Origin of the sequence: Klebsiella pneumoniae (assembly GCF_000742135.1) — a bacterium.
Taxonomy (GTDB): Bacteria; Pseudomonadota; Gammaproteobacteria; order Enterobacterales; family Enterobacteriaceae; genus Klebsiella; species Klebsiella pneumoniae.
This window is the reverse complement of the sequence record NZ_KN046818.1, coordinates 756,549-776,849: the sequence shown is the minus strand read 5'-3', so window position 1 is coordinate 776,849 and position 20,301 is coordinate 756,549. Positions and strand designations below refer to the sequence as shown.

General features: G+C 57.5%; 21 protein-coding genes and 1 tRNA gene. 7 read left to right on the top strand and 15 right to left on the bottom strand.

Annotated features, from left to right (window positions below; translation table 11 throughout):
* The first annotated feature begins 8 nt into the window (after nucleotides 1-8).
* A complete protein-coding gene (gene pepD, locus DR88_RS21330; protein ID WP_004152033.1) occupies nucleotides 9-1,466 on the top strand; it encodes a cytosol nonspecific dipeptidase in 1,458 nt (485 codons plus the stop codon).
* Nucleotides 1,467-1,508: 42 nt separating this feature from the next.
* Here the strand turns inward: pepD and DR88_RS21335 are convergent, their stop codons facing one another.
* Together DR88_RS21335 and dinB are read right to left on the bottom strand one after the other, a co-directional pair.
* Nucleotides 1,509-1,961, bottom strand: a complete 453-nt coding sequence (locus tag DR88_RS21335; RefSeq protein WP_025861709.1) for a GNAT family N-acetyltransferase — start codon at nucleotides 1,959-1,961, stop codon at nucleotides 1,509-1,511.
* Between the two features lie 2 nt (nucleotides 1,962-1,963).
* On the bottom strand, nucleotides 1,964-3,019 hold the full coding sequence (gene dinB / locus DR88_RS21340) for a DNA polymerase IV (protein WP_025861710.1): 1,056 nt from the start codon (nucleotides 3,017-3,019) through the stop codon (nucleotides 1,964-1,966).
* A gap of 159 nt (nucleotides 3,020-3,178) precedes the next feature.
* On the opposite strand from dinB, the gene DR88_RS21345 reads away from it, so the two are divergent.
* A complete protein-coding gene (locus DR88_RS21345; RefSeq protein ID WP_002889724.1) occupies nucleotides 3,179-4,039 on the top strand; it encodes a glycerophosphodiester phosphodiesterase family protein in 861 nt (286 codons plus the stop codon).
* Between the two features lie 132 nt (nucleotides 4,040-4,171).
* Here DR88_RS21345 and nqrM read toward each other — a convergent pair whose 3' ends face one another.
* From nqrM to DR88_RS21380, 7 genes are read right to left on the bottom strand one after another with little or no spacing between them, the layout of a single operon-like run.
* A complete protein-coding gene (gene nqrM, locus DR88_RS21350) occupies nucleotides 4,172-4,387 on the bottom strand; it encodes a (Na+)-NQR maturation NqrM (protein WP_002889722.1) in 216 nt (71 codons plus the stop codon).
* 2 nt (nucleotides 4,388-4,389) lie between these two features.
* Nucleotides 4,390-5,613: an NADH:ubiquinone reductase (Na(+)-transporting) subunit F gene (gene nqrF / locus DR88_RS21355; RefSeq protein ID WP_002889720.1), complete on the bottom strand. Its 1,224-nt coding sequence runs from the start codon at nucleotides 5,611-5,613 to the stop codon at nucleotides 4,390-4,392.
* Nucleotides 5,614-5,625: 12 nt separating this feature from the next.
* The gene (gene nqrE / locus DR88_RS21360; RefSeq protein WP_004177335.1) at nucleotides 5,626-6,222 is read right to left on the bottom strand and encodes an NADH:ubiquinone reductase (Na(+)-transporting) subunit E; all 597 of its coding nucleotides are present in this window, start codon (nucleotides 6,220-6,222) and stop codon (nucleotides 5,626-5,628) included.
* Between the two features lie 6 nt (nucleotides 6,223-6,228).
* The gene (locus DR88_RS21365) at nucleotides 6,229-6,867 is read right to left on the bottom strand and encodes an NADH:ubiquinone reductase (Na(+)-transporting) subunit D (protein WP_002889716.1); all 639 of its coding nucleotides are present in this window, start codon (nucleotides 6,865-6,867) and stop codon (nucleotides 6,229-6,231) included.
* Nucleotides 6,860-7,654: a Na(+)-translocating NADH-quinone reductase subunit C gene (locus tag DR88_RS21370; RefSeq protein WP_004177336.1), complete on the bottom strand. Its 795-nt coding sequence runs from the start codon at nucleotides 7,652-7,654 to the stop codon at nucleotides 6,860-6,862. Before DR88_RS21370 ends, DR88_RS21365 begins: the two co-directional genes overlap by 8 nt.
* Nucleotides 7,647-8,885, bottom strand: a complete 1,239-nt coding sequence (locus DR88_RS21375) for an NADH:ubiquinone reductase (Na(+)-transporting) subunit B (RefSeq protein WP_004147186.1) — start codon at nucleotides 8,883-8,885, stop codon at nucleotides 7,647-7,649. Before DR88_RS21375 ends, DR88_RS21370 begins: the two co-directional genes overlap by 8 nt.
* Nucleotides 8,886-8,888: 3 nt before the next feature.
* Nucleotides 8,889-10,232, bottom strand: a complete 1,344-nt coding sequence (locus tag DR88_RS21380; RefSeq protein ID WP_002889702.1) for a Na(+)-translocating NADH-quinone reductase subunit A — start codon at nucleotides 10,230-10,232, stop codon at nucleotides 8,889-8,891.
* A 411-nt stretch (nucleotides 10,233-10,643) separates the two neighbouring features.
* Between DR88_RS21380 and dpaA the strand changes: the two genes are divergently transcribed.
* Nucleotides 10,644-11,384, top strand: a complete 741-nt coding sequence (gene dpaA / locus DR88_RS21385) for a peptidoglycan meso-diaminopimelic acid protein amidase (RefSeq protein WP_002889699.1) — start codon at nucleotides 10,644-10,646, stop codon at nucleotides 11,382-11,384.
* Here dpaA and DR88_RS21390 read toward each other — a convergent pair.
* Both DR88_RS21390 and lpcA read right to left on the bottom strand, forming a co-directional pair.
* Nucleotides 11,355-12,122, bottom strand: coding sequence for a class II glutamine amidotransferase (locus DR88_RS21390; protein WP_002889696.1), 768 nt, complete (start codon nucleotides 12,120-12,122; stop codon nucleotides 11,355-11,357). The two genes, dpaA and DR88_RS21390, sit on opposite strands and share 30 nt — an antisense overlap.
* A gap of 74 nt (nucleotides 12,123-12,196) precedes the next feature.
* A complete protein-coding gene (lpcA, locus tag DR88_RS21395) occupies nucleotides 12,197-12,778 on the bottom strand; it encodes a D-sedoheptulose 7-phosphate isomerase (protein WP_004145825.1) in 582 nt (193 codons plus the stop codon).
* Nucleotides 12,779-13,017: 239 nt separating this feature from the next.
* Here lpcA and fadE point away from each other — a divergent pair, with 239 nt between their 5' ends.
* The gene (gene fadE, locus DR88_RS21400; RefSeq protein WP_025861712.1) at nucleotides 13,018-15,462 is read left to right on the top strand and encodes an acyl-CoA dehydrogenase FadE; all 2,445 of its coding nucleotides are present in this window, start codon (nucleotides 13,018-13,020) and stop codon (nucleotides 15,460-15,462) included.
* A 178-nt stretch (nucleotides 15,463-15,640) separates the two neighbouring features.
* Nucleotides 15,641-16,411 (top strand): amidohydrolase, encoded by a 771-nt coding sequence (locus DR88_RS21405; RefSeq protein ID WP_025861714.1) that lies wholly within the window; start codon nucleotides 15,641-15,643, stop codon nucleotides 16,409-16,411.
* 30 nt (nucleotides 16,412-16,441) lie between these two features.
* Here DR88_RS21405 and eamB read toward each other — a convergent pair whose 3' ends face one another.
* Nucleotides 16,442-17,032: a cysteine/O-acetylserine transporter gene (eamB, locus tag DR88_RS21410; RefSeq protein WP_004177339.1), complete on the bottom strand. Its 591-nt coding sequence runs from the start codon at nucleotides 17,030-17,032 to the stop codon at nucleotides 16,442-16,444.
* Between the two features lie 103 nt (nucleotides 17,033-17,135).
* On the opposite strand from eamB, the gene DR88_RS21415 reads away from it, so the two are divergent.
* Nucleotides 17,136-18,017, top strand: a complete 882-nt coding sequence (locus DR88_RS21415; RefSeq protein WP_004145830.1) for a LysR family transcriptional regulator — start codon at nucleotides 17,136-17,138, stop codon at nucleotides 18,015-18,017.
* A 59-nt stretch (nucleotides 18,018-18,076) separates the two neighbouring features.
* On the opposite strand, the gene DR88_RS21420 is transcribed toward DR88_RS21415, so the two are convergent.
* Nucleotides 18,077-18,153: transfer RNA gene (locus tag DR88_RS21420), tRNA-Asp, on the bottom strand.
* Between the two features lie 133 nt (nucleotides 18,154-18,286).
* Complete coding sequence (gene dnaQ, locus DR88_RS21425; RefSeq protein ID WP_004152034.1) at nucleotides 18,287-19,018, bottom strand: DNA polymerase III subunit epsilon; 732 nt, start codon at nucleotides 19,016-19,018, stop codon at nucleotides 18,287-18,289.
* 64 nt (nucleotides 19,019-19,082) lie between these two features.
* On the opposite strand from dnaQ, the gene rnhA reads away from it, so the two are divergent.
* Nucleotides 19,083-19,550 (top strand): ribonuclease HI, encoded by a 468-nt coding sequence (rnhA, locus tag DR88_RS21430; protein WP_002889686.1) that lies wholly within the window; start codon nucleotides 19,083-19,085, stop codon nucleotides 19,548-19,550.
* On the opposite strand, the gene DR88_RS21435 is transcribed toward rnhA, so the two are convergent.
* Nucleotides 19,547-20,269 (bottom strand): class I SAM-dependent methyltransferase, encoded by a 723-nt coding sequence (locus tag DR88_RS21435; RefSeq protein WP_002889685.1) that lies wholly within the window; start codon nucleotides 20,267-20,269, stop codon nucleotides 19,547-19,549. The genes rnhA and DR88_RS21435 overlap by 4 nt on opposite strands.
* Between the last annotated feature and the right edge of the window lie 32 nt (nucleotides 20,270-20,301).

Below are 20,301 nucleotides of genomic sequence, written 5' to 3'. Positions count from 1 at the left end.
GACTTACCGTGTCTGAACTGTCTCAACTATCCCCGCAGCCGCTTTGGGATATTTTTGCCAAGATTTGCTCCATCCCGCACCCGTCCTATCACGAAGAACAGCTCGCCGAGCACATTATGGGTTGGGCAAAAGAAAAAGGCTTACATGCGGAACGCGACCAGGTTGGCAACATTCTGATTCGTAAAGGCGCGACTGCCGGTATGGAAAACCGTAAGCCGGTAGCGCTGCAGGCGCACCTCGATATGGTGCCGCAGAAAAATAACGACACCGTCCACGACTTCGTTAAAGATCCGATCCAGCCGTACATTGACGGCGAATGGGTGAAAGCGCGCGGCACCACGCTGGGCGCGGACAACGGTATCGGAATGGCGTCCGCACTGGCGGTACTGGCCGATGATAGCGTCGCTCACGGCCCGCTGGAAGTGCTGCTGACCATGACCGAAGAAGCCGGCATGGACGGCGCGTTCGGTCTGCAGGCTAACTGGCTACAGGCCGATATCCTGATCAACACCGACTCCGAAGAAGAAGGCGAAATCTACATGGGTTGCGCCGGCGGGATCGATTTCACCTCTAACCTGGCGCTGACCCGCGAAGCGATTCCCGCCGGGTTCCAGAGCTTTAAAGTCACCTTAAAAGGGCTGAAAGGCGGCCACTCCGGCGGTGATATTCACCTTGGTCTGGGTAACGCCAACAAGCTGCTGTCGCGCTTCCTCGCCGGCCACGCCGATGAGCTGGATCTGCGTCTGGTCGATTTCAACGGCGGCACGTTGCGCAACGCCATCCCGCGTGAAGCTTACGCTACTGTCGCCGTCGCCGCGGATAAAGCCGATGCGCTGAAAGCGCTGGTAAATACTTACCAGGCGCTGCTGAAAAACGAGCTGGAGGCCAAAGAGAAGAACCTGGTGGTGCTCGTGGAAGCGGTCGATAACGACAAAGCGGCGCTGACTCAGGCTTCCCGCGACACTTTCATCCGTCTGCTGAACGCCACGCCGAACGGGGTTATCCGCAACTCTGACGTGGCGAAAGGCGTAGTGGAAACTTCGCTGAACGTCGGCGTCGTCACCATGACCGATGACAACGTACAGATCCACTGCCTGATCCGCTCGCTGATCGACAGCGGCAAAGACTACGTGGTCAGCATGCTGGATTCTCTGGGTAAGCTGGCGGGGGCGAAAACCGAAGCCAAAGGCGCTTACCCTGGCTGGCAACCGGACGCCAATTCGCCGGTGATGCACCTGGTGCGCGAGACTTACCAGCGTCTGTTCAACAAGACGCCGAACATCCAGATCATTCACGCCGGTCTGGAATGCGGTCTGTTCAAAAAACCGTATCCGGAGATGGACATGGTCTCCATCGGGCCAACCATTACCGGTCCGCACTCCCCGGATGAGCAGGTCCATATCGAGAGCGTCGGTCAGTACTGGACGCTGCTGACCGAGCTGCTGAAAGCCATTCCGGCTAAATAAGCCCCACAACCGGCGGCGGCCCGCCGCCGGTTTTACCCCGCATCACCTTAGCGCCACGCGTTTTTCCATCCGGTAATTAATAAACCACTCCCCGCGCGCCGCCACCCGCTGCTCAGACACCACCTTAAAACCATGGGCCGTAAAACAGGGCTTTGCGGTAATGCTGGCGTCCACCGTCAGGATTTGCGCTGGATACTGAGCGCAGAGCGCCTCGATAAGCGCGCCGCCGATACCCTGGCGGGCACGATCCGGCGAGACGAACAGCAAATCGATATGCGTCCCGATGGCGGTGATAAAGCCAACCGGCTGGCTGTTGACCACGGCCACCAGGCCGATTGAGTCGGCCAGCTTTTGTCGCCAGCGCGTCTCATCCACCTGCGCCCAGGCCGCGATCTGCCCCGGGGTATAGTCCCGACTAGCGGTTTCCCGCACCGCGCGCAGAAAGATCTGGCAGAGCAGTGGCAAATCGCTGTCGCGGTAAGCACGAATATGCATGGCTAAATCCCTAATAAAAGCTGCCTTTCCAGCTGCGGATCGAGCAACGTCACGTGGAGCCCAACCAGGCGCACGCCCCGTCCGCCGCGGCGCTCATCCCAGGCTTTGTGCGCGGTGGCGATCAGATCCTCTTTGTTCAGCCGCGGCCAGACGTGCTCCTGGGTGGTCAGCTGGAAATCATTGAATTTCAGTTTAATGCCCTGACGGGCGATCAGCAGGTCAGGTTTGACCTTCGCCAGTCGCCTCTCCAGCTCGGGATAGAGGTTTTCGATAATCGCTTCGCACTCAGGCCATTCATGGATATCTTCCGCTAAGGTGCGCTCCACGCCCACCGATTTACGCTGCCGATCGTTATGAATTTCCCGCTCATCAATCCCGTGGCTGCGCTCCCACAGAATACGCCCGAATTTACCGAAGCGCTTAAGCAGCATGGCCAGATCGCTGTTCTGCACATCGCCACAGGTTCGCAGGCCCATATTTTCCAGCTTCGCTGCCGATACCTTCCCGACGCCGGGTATTTTCGCCAGCGGCAGCGCCCGCACAAACTCTGCCACCTGATGGGGGGCGATAACGAACTGGCCGTTGGGTTTATTCATATCTGAAGCGATTTTAGCGAGAAACTTCACCGGCGCCACCCCCGCCGAGGCGGTGAGGCGCAGCTCCCGTTCGATGGTCTGGCGGATCACCTGGGCTATCAGGGTGGCTGACCCGTGACAATGCTCGCTGTCGCTGACGTCAAGATAGGCTTCATCCAGCGACAGCGGCTCAATGCGCGAGGTATAGCGGGAGAAAATTTCGCGGATATGGTTCGAGGCTTCTTTGTAGGCATCGAAGCGGCCGGGAAGCAGCGTGAGATGCGGGCACAGCTTGAGCGCCGTCGCCGTCGGCATGGCGCTGCGCACGCCAAACTTACGCGCAGGATAGTTCGCGGTACTAATCACGCCACGTTGTACCCGACTGCCGCCTATCGCGAGGGGAATATCGCGCAACGCTGGGTTGTCGCGCATCTCCACCGCCGCAAAGAAACAGTCCATATCGACATGGATAATTTTACGCATCGTCAGACTCAACACTGTATACCCATACAGCATAGCAAAATCAGATGCGAATTTTATGCTTTTTTTATTTCATCGGCTAAAAAAGCGGTTAAAACATAAAACTGCAATAAATTATGTTTATTTTCATTGGGTTAAAAGATAAACCAGGAAGATGTAATCATGAAGAAAATACTTACCGCACTTTGCCTGCTGGCCACCGCTGGCGCCTGGGCCGCTCCACAGCTGATAGCCCACCGCGGCGGCACCGGCGATGCGCCGGAAAATACCCTGCCGGCCATTAAGCTGGCGCTGGAGAATAACGCCGAAGCCATCTGGGTCACGGTGCAGTTAAGCCGCGACGGCGTACCGGTGCTCTACCGGTCAAGCGATCTTTCCGCATTGACCAATAGCGAGGGCAAAGTTTCCAGTTTGACCGCCGCCGAGCTGGCGAAAGTCGACGCCGGCTGGAAATGGGGGGATGACAGCCACCCGTGGCGCGGTAAGCAGGCCACCATTCCGACCTTGCAAAGCGTTTTACAGCAATGGCCGCACACATTTTTCTATATTGATATCAAATCTCCGGATGCCGATCCGACCGTGATGGGCCAGCGCCTGCTTGAAGTGTTAAAAACCACCGATAGCCTCGATCGCGTGCGGGTCTATTCCACCGAAGACCGCTATATCGCCGCCCTGCCGCCAGCCATCCCTCGCTTTGTCACTCGCAGTGAAACCCGCACCAGGCTTGCCAATATTTCGCTCAGCCATCAGTGCCAGCCAGCGAGTCAACGCGATGGTGAGCAGTGGTATGGACTGGAGCTGAAGCGCAAAGTCGAGGTGGTGGAGAAATTCACCCTTGGCGAAGGGATCTCCCCGGCGACGCTCACCTGGGATAAAGAGGCAATGGATTGCTTCCGCTCGCAGGATAAAGCGCACATTATCTTCTTCGGCATCAACAGTGCGGAAGACTACCGCACGGCGATAGAACTGGGCGCCGACGGGGTGATGGTGGATTCTCCGGCGCAGGCGAAAAGCTGGCAGTAAGGGAGTCAACGGCTAAAAAGGCCGCGAAAGCGGCCTCACATTGCTGGCATGTTGTTGCCGGGTGGCGGCTGGCGCCTTACCCGGCCTACAAAACCGAAGCAGCTGACCCGGCAAGCGCAGCGCCGCCGGGCATTACAAAATACGCCGCTGCTGACGCTGCGCCTCGCGGGCGAGGCGCTTTTTACGCGCGTCGCACGGTTCCGGACAATCGCAGACTTTCTCCAGCCCCAGCGCGGAGATCCCACCGCAGCTGCCCTGGATGCTCTTGCGCTTCACCAGGTAGCCCAGCGACATGCCGAGGATCACCAGCGCAAAAATCACAAAGGTCGCGATAAATACCGTCAGCATCGTCAGCCTCCAAAGTCGTCGAGGAGAATATTCTCGTCCTCGACGCCCAGATCTTTGAGCATCTTAATTACCGCGGCGTTCATTACCGGCGGCCCACACATGTAGAACTCGCAGTCTTCCGGCGCCGGGTGATCGCGTAGATAGTTCTCGTATAGAACGTTATGGATAAAGCCGGTATGCCCGGTCCAGTTATCTTCCGGCAGCGGATCGGAGAGCGCGACGTGGAAGGTAAAGTTTGGATTGTCGCGCGCCAGTTGTTCAAACTCCTCATCGTAGAACATTTCGCGCAGCGAACGGGCGCCGTACCAGAAGCTGATTTTGCGCGTGCTGTGCAGGCGCTTGAGCTGGTCGAAAATATGCGAACGCATCGGCGCCATCCCGGCGCCGCCGCCGATAAACACCATCTCGGCGTCGGTTTCTTTAGCAAAGAACTCGCCAAACGGCCCGGAAATCGTCACCTTATCGCCCGGCTTCAGCGACCAGATATAGGATGACATGATCCCCGGCGGCGCATCCGGGACCTTCGGCGGCGGCGTCGCGATGCGCACGTTGAGCATAATGATGCCCTTCTCTTCCGGATAGTTAGCCATTGAGTAGGCGCGCAGGGTCGGCTCTTTCACCTCAGAGACATAGCGAAACAGGTTGAACTTATCCCAGTCTGAACGGTATTCATCGGGAACATCAAAATCTGCATAGGCCACTTTATGCGGCGGGCATTCAATCTGAATATAGCCCCCGGCGCGAAACGGCACCACCTCCCCCTCCGGGATCCGCAGCTTGAGCTCTTTAATGAAAGTGGCTTTGTTATCGTTAGAGATAACTTCACACTCCCATTTTTTGACGCCGAAAATCTCTTCCGGCAGTTCAATCTTCATGTTCTGCTTCACCGCCACCTGACAGGCCAGACGGCAACCGGCTTTGGCATCCCGCTTGGTAATATGCGAAAGCTCGGTCGGCAGGATATCCCCGCCGCCCTCTTTAACAGTTACCCGACACTGGCCGCAGGAGCCGCCGCCGCCGCAGGCGGAGGAGACGAAGATCCCGTTGCTGGACAGCGTGTTCAGCAGTTTGTCACCCGCCGGGGTGCGGATCTGTTTATCCGCTTCGTTATTGATCTCAATAACCACGTCGCCCGCGTTCACCAGCTTTGAGCGCGCTGCCAGGATAAGCCCCGACAGCACCAGCACAATCAGCGTGAACATCACGACGCCAAGAATAATTTCCATACTTATTCGCCCTTATAGCTGCACGCCGGAGAAGGACATAAAGCCCAGCGCCATTAGTCCGGTGGTGATAAAGGTGATCCCTAACCCGCGCAAACCGGCGGGCACGTTGGCGTACTTCATTTTTTCGCGGATCCCCGCCATCGCCACGATCGCCAGCATCCAGCCAATGCCGGAGCCGAAGCCGTAGACGATGGACTCCGGGAAGTTGTAATCGCGCTGCACCATGAACGACACGCCGCCGAAAATCGCACAGTTAACCGCAATCAGCGGCAGGAAGATGCCCAGCGCGTTGTACAGTGCCGGAAAATACTTATCGAGGATCATCTCGAGGATCTGCACCAGCGCGGCGATCACTCCGATAAAGGTGATGAAGTTAAGAAAGCTGAGATCCACCCCCTCAACCAGCGCGCCGTCGCGCAGCACCAGGTTATAGACCAGGTTATTGATTGGCACGGCAAGCCCCAGCACTACCGTCACCGCGACGCCGAGGCCGAAGGCGGTGGAGACCTTTTTCGACACCGCAAGAAAGGTGCACATCCCGAGGAAGAAGGCCAGCGCCATGTTCTCAACGAACACCGCGCGGACAAACAGGCTGATGTAATGAGCCATCACCGATTACTCCTTTTCCTGCTGCTCAGGCTTCCAGCTACGCAGGGCCCAGATCAGCAAACCGATAATGAAGAACGCGCTCGGCGCCAGCAGGAACAGGCCGTTCGGCTGATACCAGCCGCCGTTCTGCACCGTCTCCAGCACCGTGATACCGAACAGCTTGCCGCTACCGATAAGCTCGCGCAGGAAGCCGACGATAATCAGGATCGCGCCATAGCCGAGACCGTTGCCAATACCATCCATAAAGCTCGCCAGCGGCGGCGACTTCATGGCGTAGGCTTCGGCGCGGCCCATCACGATGCAGTTGGTGATGATAAGCCCGACGAATACCGACAGCTGTTTGGAGGTCTCATAGGCGAAAGCCCGCAGCAGCTGATCCACCACGATCACCAGCGAGGCGATGATCGCCATCTGCACGATGATGCGCACGCTATTGGGAATATGGTGGCGGATCATCGAGATAAACATGCTGGAGAACGCCGTCACCAGGGTCACCGCAATGGTCATCACGAAGGCGGTTTCCAGTTTGGTGGTTACCGCCAGTGCGGAGCAGACGCCCAGCACCTGCAGGGCGATGGGGTTATTGGCGATGAGCGGCCCCACCAGCACGCGCTTCACCTCTTTCATATCGCTCTGTTCAGCCATTATTCAGCTCTCCCTCACGAACCTTTTTCAGGAACGGACCAAAGCCCAGTTCGCCCATCCAGAAATCAAAGCTATGCTGTACGCCATTGGACGTCAGCGTGGCGCCGGATAAACCGTCAACCGCGTGGAGATCGCCTGCGCGCGCGCCGCCTTTCACCACCTTCAGCGCCGGCATGCCGTTGTCATCCAGCACCTGCTTGCCGACAAACTGCTGGCGCCAGTTGGGGTTTTCCACCTCGCCGCCCAGCCCCGGCGTTTCGCCCTGATCGTAGTAAGTAATGCCTTTTACCGTGCGGCCATCGACGTCCAGCGCCACAAAGGCATACATCATCGACCACAGGCCGTTGCCATAAATGGGCAGCACCACCTGCTCAATCTTCTGCTGCGCGTCGCGCACCAGGTAAATTTCCGCCAGATTACTGCGTCGCTTTATACCAGCCGGATCCTGACTGGCATCCAGGGCCATACTCTGCTGCGGATCCTTCAGCGCCTGAGCCTGATTAAATTTACCCGGGTCTTTCTCCAGCAGTTCGCCGGTGGCCAGATTCACCAGTCGCGGGGTAATGCGCGCCGCGAAGGTGTCCGCTACCGCATCCGCATCCATACCGGGGTGCATCAGCCCTGACACTGCCAGGATATTGCGCTGCTTATCCAACGCCCGCTGCGCCTGCTGGCGGGATTTCAGCCCCACGGCCGAGCCCGCCACCACGATGGAGCAGACCAGACAAAGCACCAGCACCACCAGCAGCGTTTTGCCGATGCTATCGTTACTTTTCTTCTCAGCCACGCGACTTCCTCCGCTTAATATTGGCCTGCACCACCAGATAATCGAACAGCGGTGCGAAGAGGTTGGCGAAGAGGATCGCCAGCATCATCCCTTCCGGATAAGCCGGGTTCACCACGCGGATCAGCACGCACATCACGCCGATCAGCACGCCGTAACTCCATTTCCCTTTATCGGTAAACGAGGCGGATACCGGGTCCGTCGCCATAAACATCATCCCGAAGGCGAAACCGCCGAGCACCAGATGCCAGTACCATGGCATAGCGAACATCGGGTTGGTGTCGGAGCCGATAACGTTAAACAGGGTGGCGGTGGCGATCATGCCGATCATTACCCCGGCGACGATGCGCCAGGACGCGACGCGGCCAAAGAGGATGATCGCCCCGCCGATGAAGATCATCAGCGTTGACACTTCGCCAATTGAGCCGGGAATATTGCCGAGGAAGGCGTCCATCCAGCTCACCGGCACGCCAGTCGCCACGTTCACCAGCGCTTCACCGCCGCCGCTGGCCCACTGGGAGAGCGGCGTGGCGCCGGAGAAACCGTCCGCCGCGGTCCATACGAGATCGCCGGAAATCTGCGCCGGATAGGCGAAGAACAGGAACGCGCGCCCCGCCAGCGCCGGGTTGAGGAAGTTGCGCCCGGTGCCGCCGAAAATCTCTTTGGCGATCACCACGCCGAAGGAGATCCCCAGCGCCGCCTGCCACAGCGGCAGCGTGGGCGGCACAATCAGCGCGAAGAGAATAGAGGTAACGAAAAAACCTTCGTTAATCTCATGCTTGCGCACAATCGCGAACAGCACTTCCCAGAAGCCACCGACGATAAAAACGGTGATATAGATCGGCAGGAAAAATACCGCGCCCAGGGTCATCATGCTCAGCCAGCCGGCGTCGGCACTGAAGCTCACCCCTAACCACTGGGCGACGCTGTAGTGCCAGTTGTTGGCGATCGCCTGCTGCAGCTGTTCGGCGCCGTATAGCTTGTGCAGCGCCGGAATGGTCTGCAGCCCAACGTTGTACATGCCCCAGAACATCGCCGGGAATACGGCAAACCACACGAGGATCATCATCCGCTTCAGGTCGATGGCGTCGCGTACGTGCGCCGCGCCGCGGGTTACCTGGCCCGGCGTGTAGAAGATGGTCGCCGCCGCCTCATACAGCGGGTAATATTTTTCCAGCTTGCCGCCATGCGTGAAATGCGGCTCAAGTTTCTCAATCAGGTGCTTTAAGCCCATCTCTTATCCTTCCTGCTCAATCCGGGTTAACACGCTGCGCAGCGCCGGGCCATATTCATACTTTCCAGGGCAAACATAGGTGCACAGCGCCAGATCTTCTTCATCCAGCTCCAGACAGCCCAGCGCCTGAGCGCTGTCGGTGTCTCCGGCCAGCAGATCGCGCAGCAGTATGGTCGGCAGGATATCCAGAGGCATCACCCGCTCGTAGTTGCCGATCGGCACCATCGCCCGCTCGCCGCCGTTGGTATCGGTGGAAAAATGAAAGCGCTTGCGCTTGAAGAAATGGCCCAGCGTGGTGCGGGTAATCGAGAATTTCTCTTTGCCCGGCATCACCCAGCCGAAGAGCTCTTTTTCCCGCCCTTCTTTGACCACGCTCACCTGCAGATGGAAGCGCCCCAGGAAAGCGTGAGGGCCATGGGCGCGGGCGCCGCTAAGCACCGAGCCGGAAATGACCCTGTTTTCCCCCTCCTGCAACTCACCTGCCAGCAGATCCTCCAGGCTGGCGCCGAGCGTCGTTTTGACCAGCCGCGGAGATGTTACCTGCGGGCCGCCGAGCGCAATTATCCGTTCGCAGTAGAGCTCCCCGTCGAGGAAAAGCTTACCAATGGCGATCGCGTCCTGATAATTGAGGTGCCAGACCTGCTTATTCAGGCTCACCGGCTCCAGAAAGTGAATATGCGTTCCCGGCAGCCCCGCCGGGTGCGGCCCACTGAACTGATTGAAACAAACCTGGCCGAGAGGATGACCGCCCAGCTTGCCGCCGCTGGGCTGGCAGACGTGCACTTTCCCGTCGGTCAAGCGCGTGAGCACGGTAAGACCGGCGTCGAAGGCGGCACGTTCGGCCAGAATAATCGGCTGCGGCTCCGCCGCCAGCGGATTGGTGTCCATGGCGTTAACAAAGATAGCGGCGGGCGTGCTCCCCGGGAGCGGCGTTTTGCTGAACGGCCGGGTACGCAGCGCCGTCCATTGGCCCGACGCCAGCAGCTGCTGCTGTACGGTGTCGCGCGGCAGTTCGGCCAGCGCGTCCGCGGCGTAACGGGTAAACGCCACCGCGTCATTGCCCTCGATATCAATCACCACCGACTGCAACACGCGCCGTTCGCCGCGGTGGATCGCGCTGACGATCCCGCTCGCCGGGGCGGTAAAGCAGACGCCAGGGATCTTTTTATCTTCGAACAGGATCTGACCTTTTTTGACCCGATCGCCTTCTTTAACCGCCATCGCGGGGCGCATGCCAACGTACTCTTCGCCGAGTAGCGCGACGCGCTTCACCGCTGGCGCGGGAGAAATCTGCTGTAATGGCATGCCAGCTATGGGCAAATCCAGCCCTTTCGTGATTTTAATCATATCGTTAGCAGGTATCCGTAACCTCAACCCCGACGCAGGTCAGGGCCAGCTTATTGACAGAATGGCAGAGAAGAAAGGGCGAAACGGCGCCAGTAGCGCTCAGGACGGAAGAGAAGCATCCTTTCTTACTCTGATGATGAACCGGCGCAAGTGTAACATTTCGTGAGCGGCGGCTGTAGCGCAAGGGGCGATAAGTGCTTATAAAATGCGAGCTATTGCGCAAAGTTCTCACTGTGTTTTCGTCGCTGGCAGGGTATAAAGTGAGGCTGATTTGTAAACGCCGCCACGTCGCCCTTGCGAAAAAATGCCGTGATGCTAATGTGAGCGCTCTAAATCCAGAAAACTCTGATTTCGGGTCTCTCTTGCCGTCCTGGCAATGTGGCTATTTTGTTTTATCAAGGAACAAGCAGTATGCGCAAAATCGCATTATTTATTGCGATGCTTCTGTTGCCGTGCGTGTCATTTGCCGGGCTGCTCAGCAGCAACAGCCCGACAACGCCGGTAAGCAAAGAATATAAGCAGCAATTAATGGGTTCACCGGTTTACATTGAGATCTTTAAAGAAGAGCGCATGCTCGACCTTTACGTCAAAATGGGTGAGACCTACCAGCTCCTCGACAGCTACCGGATCTGCAACTACTCCGGTGGCCTCGGTCCGAAACAGCGCCAGGGCGATTTCAAGAGTCCGGAAGGGTTCTATAACGTCACCCGCAGCCAGCTCAAACCCGACAGCCGCTTCTATAAAGCGATTAACATCGGCTTCCCGAACGCCTACGATCGCGCCCATGGTTATGAAGGGAAATACCTGATGATCCACGGCGACTGCGTCTCAGTCGGCTGCTACGCCATGACCGACAGCGGTATCGATGAGATCTTCCAGTTCGTGACCGGCGCCTTAGTCTTCGGCCAGCCAAGCGTGCAGGTGAGTATCTATCCGTTCCGCATGACCAACGCCAACATGGAACGCCACAAATACTCCTACTACGCGGATTTCTGGAAACAGCTCAAGCCTGGCTATGACTATTTCCAGCAGACCCACAAACCGCCGGTCGTATCAGTGACCGACGGCCGCTATGTGGTGAGCAAGCCGCTCAGCCACGAGGTTGTCCAGCCGCAGCTGGCCTCAAACTACACGCTCCCCGAGACAAAATAACGCCCACTCGCCTGGCATGATCTTATGCCAGGTTTCATTGGCCGTCAGCGGCTGCGTGGCGATAACCGTGACCACATCGTTGGGTGTGGTCTCGCGTTGAAAGTCGATCTCCACATCCTGGTCCAGCAGTTTTGCCACGCCGAACGGCGCTCGCCGGGTGATCCAGTGCAGATTGGTCGAGCAGAACGCCATTACGTAGCGCCCGTCCGACAGCAGCATGTTGAACACCCCTTTCTCACGTAGTTCACCCGCGAGGGTGGCGATATACTTGAAAACGCCCAGCATATTGCCCGGCGTGCGCGGATAGCGCTCGGTTAAACGGTGCAGCAGCCAGCAAAACGCTTTTTCACTGTCGGTTTCACCTACCGGATGAAAATTACCGGTTTTCAGAGACTTATAGCCTTTTAGCTGCCCATTGTGCGCATAGGTCCAGTTGCGCCCCCACAGTTCGCGGGTGAAGGGATGGGTGTTCTCCAGGGCCACCCTCCCGCGGTTGGCCTGACGAATATGGGCGACGACGGAACAGGACTTAATGGGGTAATCCTGAACCAGTTTCGCGATCGGCGACTGAAAGCTCGGCTGGGGATCCTTGAATGTGCGACAGCCTTTACCTTCATAGAAGGTGATGCCCCAGCCGTCTTTATGCGGCCCCGTCCCGCCGCCGCGCTGCACCAGCCCGGTAAAGCTAAAACAGATATCGGTTGGCACATTGGCGCTCATCCCGAGCAGTTCGCACATAGATCACCTCACCCTCACAAATCACGACGGCGCCGGAGCGAGGCCACCGTCAACAGTACACACTCACCTGCCTGTTAGCCTTTCGCCATCTCTTTTTCGATCAGCATAATCAGAATGTGGATCACTTTGATATGGATCTCCTGGATGCGGTCGGCGTAGCCAAAGTGCGGCACGCGAATTTCAACATCAGCGCTACCGGCCATTTTACCGCCGTCTTTACCGGTCAGGGTGATCACTTTCATCCCCTGCGCCCGCGCGGCCTCAATGGCCTTAATCACGTTGCCGGAGTTGCCAGACGTGGAGATACCGAGCAGCACATCGCCTGCGCGGCCAACGGATTCAACGTAGCGGGAGAACACATACTCATAGCCAAAATCATTGCTCACGCAGGAGAGGTGGCTGACGTCGGAGATCGCGATGGCCGGGTAACCCGGGCGGTTTTCGCGATAACGTCCGGTCAGCTCTTCCGCAAAATGCATCGCATCGCAATGGGAACCGCCGTTACCGCAGGACAGCACTTTCCCACCCGCCTTAAAGCTATCCGCCAGCAGGACAGCGGCACGCTGGATAGCATGGATATTGGCTTCGTCCTGCAGAAAGTTAGCCAGCGTTTCCGCGGCTTCGTTCAGTTCGTTACGAATAAGATCCTGGTACATGAGGATAATCCTTCAGTATGAGTGGAATAACCCCGGCAGTGTACCGGATAGCCGTCGAAGCGAGAAGCAGCAGGCAGCGTTATCCCTCGCTCTTTTGATTTTATGTGCCGCTTTTGCATACAACAATGTGAGCAAGGTTGTAATTATTTTGTAAACACATTGCTAAATAAAAACGCATGCACTACAACCAATACATCACAAGTGGTCAGACCTCCTACAAGCTCAGGGAGCATTTCTCTATGATGATTTTGAGTATTGTTGCAACCGTCGTTTTACTCGGCGCGCTCTTCTATCACCGGGTCAGCCTGCTGCTCAGCAGCGTGATTTTGCTCGCCTGGACCGCGGCGCTCGGCGCGGCCGGAGTGTGGAATATCTGGCTGCTGCTGCCGCTGGCGATCATACTGTTGCCGTTTAACTTTGCGCCTATGCGTAAATCCATGATTTCCGCACCGGCGTTTCGCACATTCCGCAAGGTGATGCCGCCGATGTCGCGCACGGAAAAAGAAGCCATCGACGCCGGCACCACCTGGTGGGAAGGCGATCTGTTTCGCGGCAATCCTGACTGGCAAAAGTTACATAACTATCCGCAGCCGCGGCTGACCGCCGAAGAGCAAGCTTTCCTCGACGGCCCAGTTGAAGAAGCCTGCCGGATGGCTAACGACTTCGCCATCACCCACGAAATGGCCGATCTGCCGCCGGAGCTGTGGGCCTATCTGAAAGAGCACCGCTTCTTCGCGATGATCATTAAGAAAGAGTATGGCGGACTTGAGTTTTCCGCTTACGCTCAGGCACGAGTACTGCAGAAACTCTCTGGCGTCTCCGGCATCCTGGCGATCACCGTCGGCGTCCCGAACTCGCTGGGCCCGGGCGAACTGCTGCAGCATTACGGTACCGAAGAACAGAGGAATCATTATCTGCCGCGTCTGGCACGCGGCCTGGAAATCCCTTGCTTCGCTCTCACCAGCCCGGAAGCGGGCTCTGACGCCGGCGCCATCCCGGATACCGGCGTGGTGTGCATGGGCGACTGGCAGGGTCAACAGGTGCTGGGGATGCGCCTGACCTGGAACAAACGTTATATCACGCTGGCGCCTATCGCCACCGTGCTGGGGCTGGCTTTCAAACTCTCTGACCCGGATCGTTTGCTGGGCGGAGAAGAAGAGCTGGGTATCACCTGCGCGCTGATCCCCACCTCCACCCCGGGCGTGGAAATCGGCCGTCGCCACTTCCCGCTGAACGTGCCGTTCCAGAACGGTCCAACCCGCGGCAAAGATATCTTCGTGCCTATCGATTACATCATCGGCGGCCCAAGCATGGCCGGTCAGGGCTGGCGCATGCTGGTTGAATGTCTATCGGTCGGCCGCGGTATTACTCTGCCGTCCAACGCCACCGGTGGTCTGAAATCCGTTGCCATGGCGACTGGCGCTTACGCCCATATTCGCCGCCAGTTCAAAATCTCCATCGGCAAAATGGAAGGGATTGAAGAGGCGCTGGCGCGTATCGCCGGTAACGCCTATGTGATGGACGCTGCGGCGTCGCTGATCACCTACGGCATCATGCTCGGCGAGAAACCTGCAGTGCTGTCCGCTATCGTGAAATATCACTGCACCCACCGCGGCCAGCGCTCCATTATCGACGCGATGGATATTACCGGCGGGAAAGGCATTATGCTGGGCGAAGGCAACTTCCTCGCCCGGGCCTATCAGGGCGCGCCTATCGCCATCACCGTGGAAGGCGCAAACATTTTGACCCGCAGCATGATGATCTTCGGTCAGGGGGCGATTCGCTGCCATCCGTACGTACTGGAGGAGATGGCCGCCGCGCAGAATAATGACCTGAACGCCTATGACAAGCTGCTGTTCAAACACATCGGCCATGTCGGCAGTAATAAAGTGCGGAGTTTCTGGCTGGGCCTGACCGGCGGGCGCACCAGCAGCGCGCCGACCCGTGACGCCACCCGTCGCTACTATCAGCAAATGAATCGTCTGAGCGCCAACCTGGCACTGCTGTCAGACGTCTCAATGGCGGTGCTCGGCGGCAGCCTCAAGCGACGCGAACGTATCTCCGCCCGTCTGGGGGATGTGTTAAGCCAGCTGTACCTGGCCTCGGCGGTGCTGAAACGCTATGACGATGAAGGACGCAATGAAGCCGATCTGCCGCTGGTTCACTGGGGGGTACAGGACGCGCTGCACCAGGCCGAGCAAGCCATTGACGATCTGTTGGACAATTTCCCGAACCGTCTGGTGGCAGGCGTAATGCGCCTGGTCATCTTCCCGACCGGCCGTCATCATCATGCGCAGTCGGATAGGCTGGACCACCAGGTCGCCAAAATTCTGCAGGTGCCCAGCGCCACGCGCTCCCGCATCGGTCGCGGTCAGTATCTGACGCCGAGCGAGCATAACCCGGTAGGCCTGCTGGAAGAGGCCCTGCTGGAAGTGATGGCGGCCGATCCTATCCACCAGCGGATCTGCAAAGAGTTGGGTAAAAATCTGCCGTTCACCCGTCTGGATGAGCTGGCCCACAACGCGCTGGCCAAAGGATTAATCAGTCAGGATGAGGCCGCCATTCTTACCCGTGCAGAGCATAGCCGTCTGCGCAGCATTAACGTCGACGACTTTGCGCCAGAGGAGCTGGCGACAAAGCCGGTAAAGCTGCCGGAAAAAGTTCGTAAAGTTGAAGCTGCATAATAAAACCACTACCACATCACACGCCGGGCGGGGAACTTTCCCCGCCTTTTTTTCGCCCTCTCCTCCCCTTTCGTTTCCATCAGTAGCATTTTTTTAACAAAATATTCCGCGGACCGCCGCGCGGCTGATATGGTGTTACAGTTAACCTAACCCCCTCATGAGAATGGAGTTGACCATTGTGCCTGGCCTGAAAATTTCGCTGTTGCAACAACCGCTGATCTGGATGGACGGCCCTGCCAACCTGCGCCATTTTGATCGCCAACTGGAAGGAATCACCGGGCGCGATGTGATTGTTTTACCAGAGATGTTTACCACCGGCTTTGCCATGGAAGCGGCAAAACAGTCTTTACCCGAGGCCGACGTGGTGGAGTGGATGCATGCCCGGGCCGCGCAATCCCAGGCGCTGATTGCCGGCAGCGCTGCGCTGCAAACTGAACACGGCGCTGTTAACCGCTTCCTGCTGGTCGAGCCTGACGGTACGGTGCACCATTATGATAAACGGCACCTGTTCCGTATGGCCGATGAACATCATCACTATGAGGCCGGAAACCAGCGCGTGGTCTTTGAATGGCGTGGATGGCGGATCCTGCCGCTGGTCTGTTACGACCTGCGCTTTCCGGTATGGTCGCGTAATCAGAACGACTATGATTTGGCGCTGTATGTCGCCAACTGGCCGGCGCCGCGCTCGCTGCACTGGCAGTCGCTGCTGATCGCCCGCGCGATTGAAAACCAGGCCTATGTCGCCGGCTGTAACCGGGTTGGCACTGACGGCAACGGCCATCATTACCGCGGCGATAGTCGGATTATCAATCCCCAGGGGGAGATTATCGCCACCGCCGATCCGCATCAGGCCACTCGTCTTGATGCCGAGCTGTCGCTGAGCGCCCTTCAGGAATATCGTGAAAAATTCCCCGCCTGGCGCGATGCCGATCCTTTCACGATCGGCTAATCACCCTTCGGGAGCCGCTGCGCTCCCTTTTTATTCCACCACGATCCGCACAGCACAGTAGACCAATAACGCAGCCAGCATCCAGTTCAGTTGCCGCCCGTACAGCAAAAACAGGCGTTGAAACAGATGCCCCGCCAGCGCCCAGCACAGATTTCCCAGCGCGCCAATCGCCGCCAGCAGCAGACTCACGCTGATAAGCCAAACAGGCTCGCGAGTAACGGGCAGAACAAAGGTAGAAAGCGCGGTGATGCCATACAGAATAATTTTAACGTTGACGAACTGTAGCCCCAGACTTGCCCAAAAGCCTACCGGTTCTGCACTCGGCGTCCCTGTCGCCGGTTTGCTTTTGGCAATCTGCCAGGCCAGCCACAGGATGTACGCCGCGCCAATCCATCCCAATACCAGGGTAAAGCGTGAGTCGAGTTCAACCAGCGAAAAGGTTAAAGCCGCGCAAATCAACATAGTGATAATAAACCCGACGCTCATCCCGGCCAGCACCCGCAGGCTGCGGCGTAGACCATGGGAGGTGACGCTGCTCAGCGCCAGGATATTGTTGGGCCCGGGTGTCAGGGCGGTGATCAAAGTGTAAGTTAAAAAGGCGCTAATCAGGGTAGGTGTCACGGGTTTTCTCCTCTTGTCTGGCAGACACTACCCGAAGCTGATAATTTAAAAAAATGAATATTTTTTCATTCTCGCTTCGATAATATCGATACAAAGAGGAAATATGGATCTGCGACGCTTCATCACCTTCAAAACTGTTGTCGAAGAAGGCTCCTTTCTGCGCGCGGCGCAGAAACTATGCTGCACTCAGTCCACCGTGACTTTTCATATCCAGCAGCTGGAGCAGGAGCTTGCCATCCCGCTGTTTGAGAAAATCGGCCGGCGGATGTGTCTCACCGCCGCCGGTAAGAAGGTCCTGCCGCATGTCTACGACCTGACTAAAGTGATGGCCTCGATACGTCAGGCGGCACGCCAGGACGATGAGCCCGGCGGCGAACTTCGCGTCGCCACTGGCGAAACGCTGCTGGCGTATAAAATGCCGCGGGTGCTGCAGCGTTTTAAGCAACGCGCTCCGAAAGTGCGCCTGTCGCTGCAGTCGCTCAACTGCTACAGCATCCGCGATGCGTTGCTTGCCGACGAGGTCGATTTGGGGGTGTTTTACCGGGTGGGTAACGATGACGCGCTCACGATAATGGAGCTTGGCCAGCAGTCGCTGACGCTGGTCGCATCGGTCGAGCAGGCGCCGGTAGACTTCATGCGCCCGCGGCAGCATATCCCGCTGAGCTTTATCATCAACGAACCCCAGTGCGTGTTCCGGCAGATTTTTGAAAGCACCCTGCGCCAGCGCGAAATTACTCTGGAGAACACCATTGAGCTGTGGAGTATTGAGAGTATCAAGCAGTGCGTGGCGGGAAATCTGGGAGTGAGTTTTCTGCCACGCTTTGCGGTGGAGGACGAGCTCAAGCGCGGGACGCTGGTTGAGCTGCCATTCAGCGAGACGCCATTGACGATCCATGCGCTCTGCGCCCACCATGCCGGGAAGGCTATCAGTCCGGCGATGCGGGTATTTATGCAGTGCATGCAGGAGGAACAAGAGGCGCGCTGAAATTCGGCGACGAAAACGACGAAAGCCTGAATCATTGCTGACTCAGGCTTTCTGAATAGTGGCGGAACGGACGGGACTCGAACCCGCGACCCCCTGCGTGACAGGCAGGTATTCTAACCGACTGAACTACCGCTCCGCGTTGTTGTTCCGTTGGGAACGAGGCGAATATTACGGATTCCCCTCTACCCCGTCAACGCTTTTTCTACCATTTTGAATCGTTTGCTGCAAAAATCACCCAACCGCCTATTTTTAATTCATTTTAGTGGCTATCAGGCACGCCACAGGCAGCTTCCGCCTTTCTTTTGTACCAGGTCGAGGCGGGATTCATGGTTCGCCAGTTCTTCATCTGAGGCATAAACCACGCGTAACTGACTGCCGGCGCGGACGACGCGCTGAATTCCCATCTCTCCCGCCTGCTGCTGGCTTTCGCCTTCCATAGAGAACGCCATCGAAGTCTGGCCGCCGGTCATCATCAAATAGACATCGGCAAGGATCTGGGCATCGAGCAACGCCCCGTGCAGCGTACGCTTGCTGTTGTCTATTTCGTAACGCGAACATAGCGCATCGAGGCTGTTGCGCTTGCCTGGAAACATTTTCCGCGCCAGCGCCAAACTGTCGGTGATTTTACAAAAGGTCTCGGTTTTTCCGATGCCGCGGTTTAGCTTACTGAATTCATAATCCATAAAGCCGATATCGAACGAGGCGTTATGGATCACCAGCTCCGCGCCGCGGATGTAATCCATAAACTCATCAGCCACGTCGGCAAAGGTAGGTTTATCCAGCAGGAACTCATCGGCGATCCCGTGTACGCCGAATGCTTCAGGATCCACCAGCCGATCGGGCTTCAGATAGACGTGAAAATTGTTACCGGTCAGGCGGCGGTTGATCACCTCCACGGCGCCGATCTCAATGATCTTGTGTCCTTCGTAGTGTGCCCCGATCTGGTTCATACCGGTGGTTTCGGTATCGAGAACAATCTGGCGCGTAATTGCAGTGCTCATAGCGGTCATTTATGTCAGACTTATCGTTTACAAATCGATTTCAATTACAGGAAGTCTACCAGAGATGCTCAAACAGGTAGAAATTTTCACCGACGGCTCTTGCCTGGGTAATCCAGGACCTGGCGGCTACGGCGCCATCATGCGCTACCGCCAGCACGAAAAAACCTTCAGCGCTGGCTACCGTCTGACCACCAATAACCGCATGGAACTGATGGCGGCAATTGTTGCCCTGGAAGCGTTAAAAGAGCATTGCGAAGTAGTGCTCAGCACTGACAGCCAGTATGTTCGTCAGGGGATCACCCAGTGGATCCACAACTGGAAAAAGCGCGGCTGGAAAACGGCAGAGAAAAAGCCGGTGAAAAATGTCGACCTCTGGCAGCGGCTGGACGCCGCGCTTGGCCAGCATAAAATTAAATGGGAATGGGTAAAGGGCCATGCCGGCCATCCTGAAAATGAACGCTGCGACGAGCTGGCGCGCGCGGCGGCCTCCCACCCCACACTGGACGATGTCGGCTACCTGCCTGAGAGTTAATTCTGCCCTTTGCGCCACTGCCGGGTGGCGCCCACCGCCGGCCGCAGCTGAGTTTTCGCTTTGCCGGATTTCATCGGATTGAGCGTCAGCGGAATGGTCCGTTTGCGGGCGACAATCAATTGCAAACAGCCCAGCGCCGGCAGATGGGTGCTCAACAATTTGCCGCCATGGCGCGACCAGGGCAAAACCTGGTAACGTCCATAGTGCAGCACTTCAAAGTTGAGCAGCGCCAGCCAGTCCAGCTGGCGCATCAGCGTAAACATACGGCTATTATAAGGCGTTCCTTTGCGCAGGACCGGCACCAGCTTACGCAACCCCATCAGGCTGACCGGATTAAACCCGGTCAGGATCATCCAGCCATCATCGATCAGTACACGATCGGCTTCCCGCAGCAGACGATGCGGATCGCTACACCACGGCAGGGTGTGCGCCAGCAGGCAGGCGTCAACGGACTTTTCGGCAAAGGGTAAATGCAGCGGGTCAGCCCGGACCTGCATTGGATTTCCCGCCAGCGAGACATTCACCTGGTGCGAGATGGCGCAAGCTTCGGTATTGATTTCCGCGCTCAGATTGCCAATCTTAAGCAGATGAAAGCCATATAATTTAGCCAGCCACGGTTTCATCTGCTGCTCCAGCGTTTCGCGATAGTATTCGCCCCACGGCATACTGGACCAATGCTCAGGCGCTGTCACTGTGTGAGGTATCCTTGCCGGCTTCATTGCCACCTTCCGCTACGCTTTAGAGGTAATTT

What these genes read in the sequence shown, in the direction of transcription:
- DR88_RS21335 (WP_025861709.1), bottom strand. Translation starts at nt 1,961, where the DNA reads ATGCATATTCGTGCTTACCGCGACAGCGATTTGCCACTGCTCTGCCAG.
- dinB (WP_025861710.1), bottom strand. Translation starts at nt 3,019, where the DNA reads ATGCGTAAAATTATCCATGTCGATATGGACTGTTTCTTTGCGGCGGTG.
- DR88_RS21345 (WP_002889724.1), top strand. Translation starts at nt 3,179, where the DNA reads ATGAAGAAAATACTTACCGCACTTTGCCTGCTGGCCACCGCTGGCGCC.
- nqrM (WP_002889722.1), bottom strand. Translation starts at nt 4,387, where the DNA reads ATGCTGACGGTATTTATCGCGACCTTTGTGATTTTTGCGCTGGTGATC.
- nqrF (WP_002889720.1), bottom strand. Translation starts at nt 5,613, where the DNA reads ATGGAAATTATTCTTGGCGTCGTGATGTTCACGCTGATTGTGCTGGTG.
- nqrE (WP_004177335.1), bottom strand. Translation starts at nt 6,222, where the DNA reads ATGGCTCATTACATCAGCCTGTTTGTCCGCGCGGTGTTCGTTGAGAAC.
- DR88_RS21365 (WP_002889716.1), bottom strand. Translation starts at nt 6,867, where the DNA reads ATGGCTGAACAGAGCGATATGAAAGAGGTGAAGCGCGTGCTGGTGGGG.
- DR88_RS21375 (WP_004147186.1), bottom strand. Translation starts at nt 8,885, where the DNA reads ATGGGCTTAAAGCACCTGATTGAGAAACTTGAGCCGCATTTCACGCAT.
- DR88_RS21380 (WP_002889702.1), bottom strand. Translation starts at nt 10,232, where the DNA reads ATGATTAAAATCACGAAAGGGCTGGATTTGCCCATAGCTGGCATGCCA.
- dpaA (WP_002889699.1), top strand. Translation starts at nt 10,644, where the DNA reads ATGCGCAAAATCGCATTATTTATTGCGATGCTTCTGTTGCCGTGCGTG.
- DR88_RS21390 (WP_002889696.1), bottom strand. Translation starts at nt 12,122, where the DNA reads ATGTGCGAACTGCTCGGGATGAGCGCCAATGTGCCAACCGATATCTGT.
- lpcA (WP_004145825.1), bottom strand. Translation starts at nt 12,778, where the DNA reads ATGTACCAGGATCTTATTCGTAACGAACTGAACGAAGCCGCGGAAACG.
- fadE (WP_025861712.1), top strand. Translation starts at nt 13,018, where the DNA reads ATGATGATTTTGAGTATTGTTGCAACCGTCGTTTTACTCGGCGCGCTC.
- DR88_RS21415 (WP_004145830.1), top strand. Translation starts at nt 17,136, where the DNA reads ATGGATCTGCGACGCTTCATCACCTTCAAAACTGTTGTCGAAGAAGGC.
- dnaQ (WP_004152034.1), bottom strand. Translation starts at nt 19,018, where the DNA reads ATGAGCACTGCAATTACGCGCCAGATTGTTCTCGATACCGAAACCACC.
- rnhA (WP_002889686.1), top strand. Translation starts at nt 19,083, where the DNA reads ATGCTCAAACAGGTAGAAATTTTCACCGACGGCTCTTGCCTGGGTAAT.
- DR88_RS21435 (WP_002889685.1), bottom strand. Translation starts at nt 20,269, where the DNA reads ATGAAGCCGGCAAGGATACCTCACACAGTGACAGCGCCTGAGCATTGG.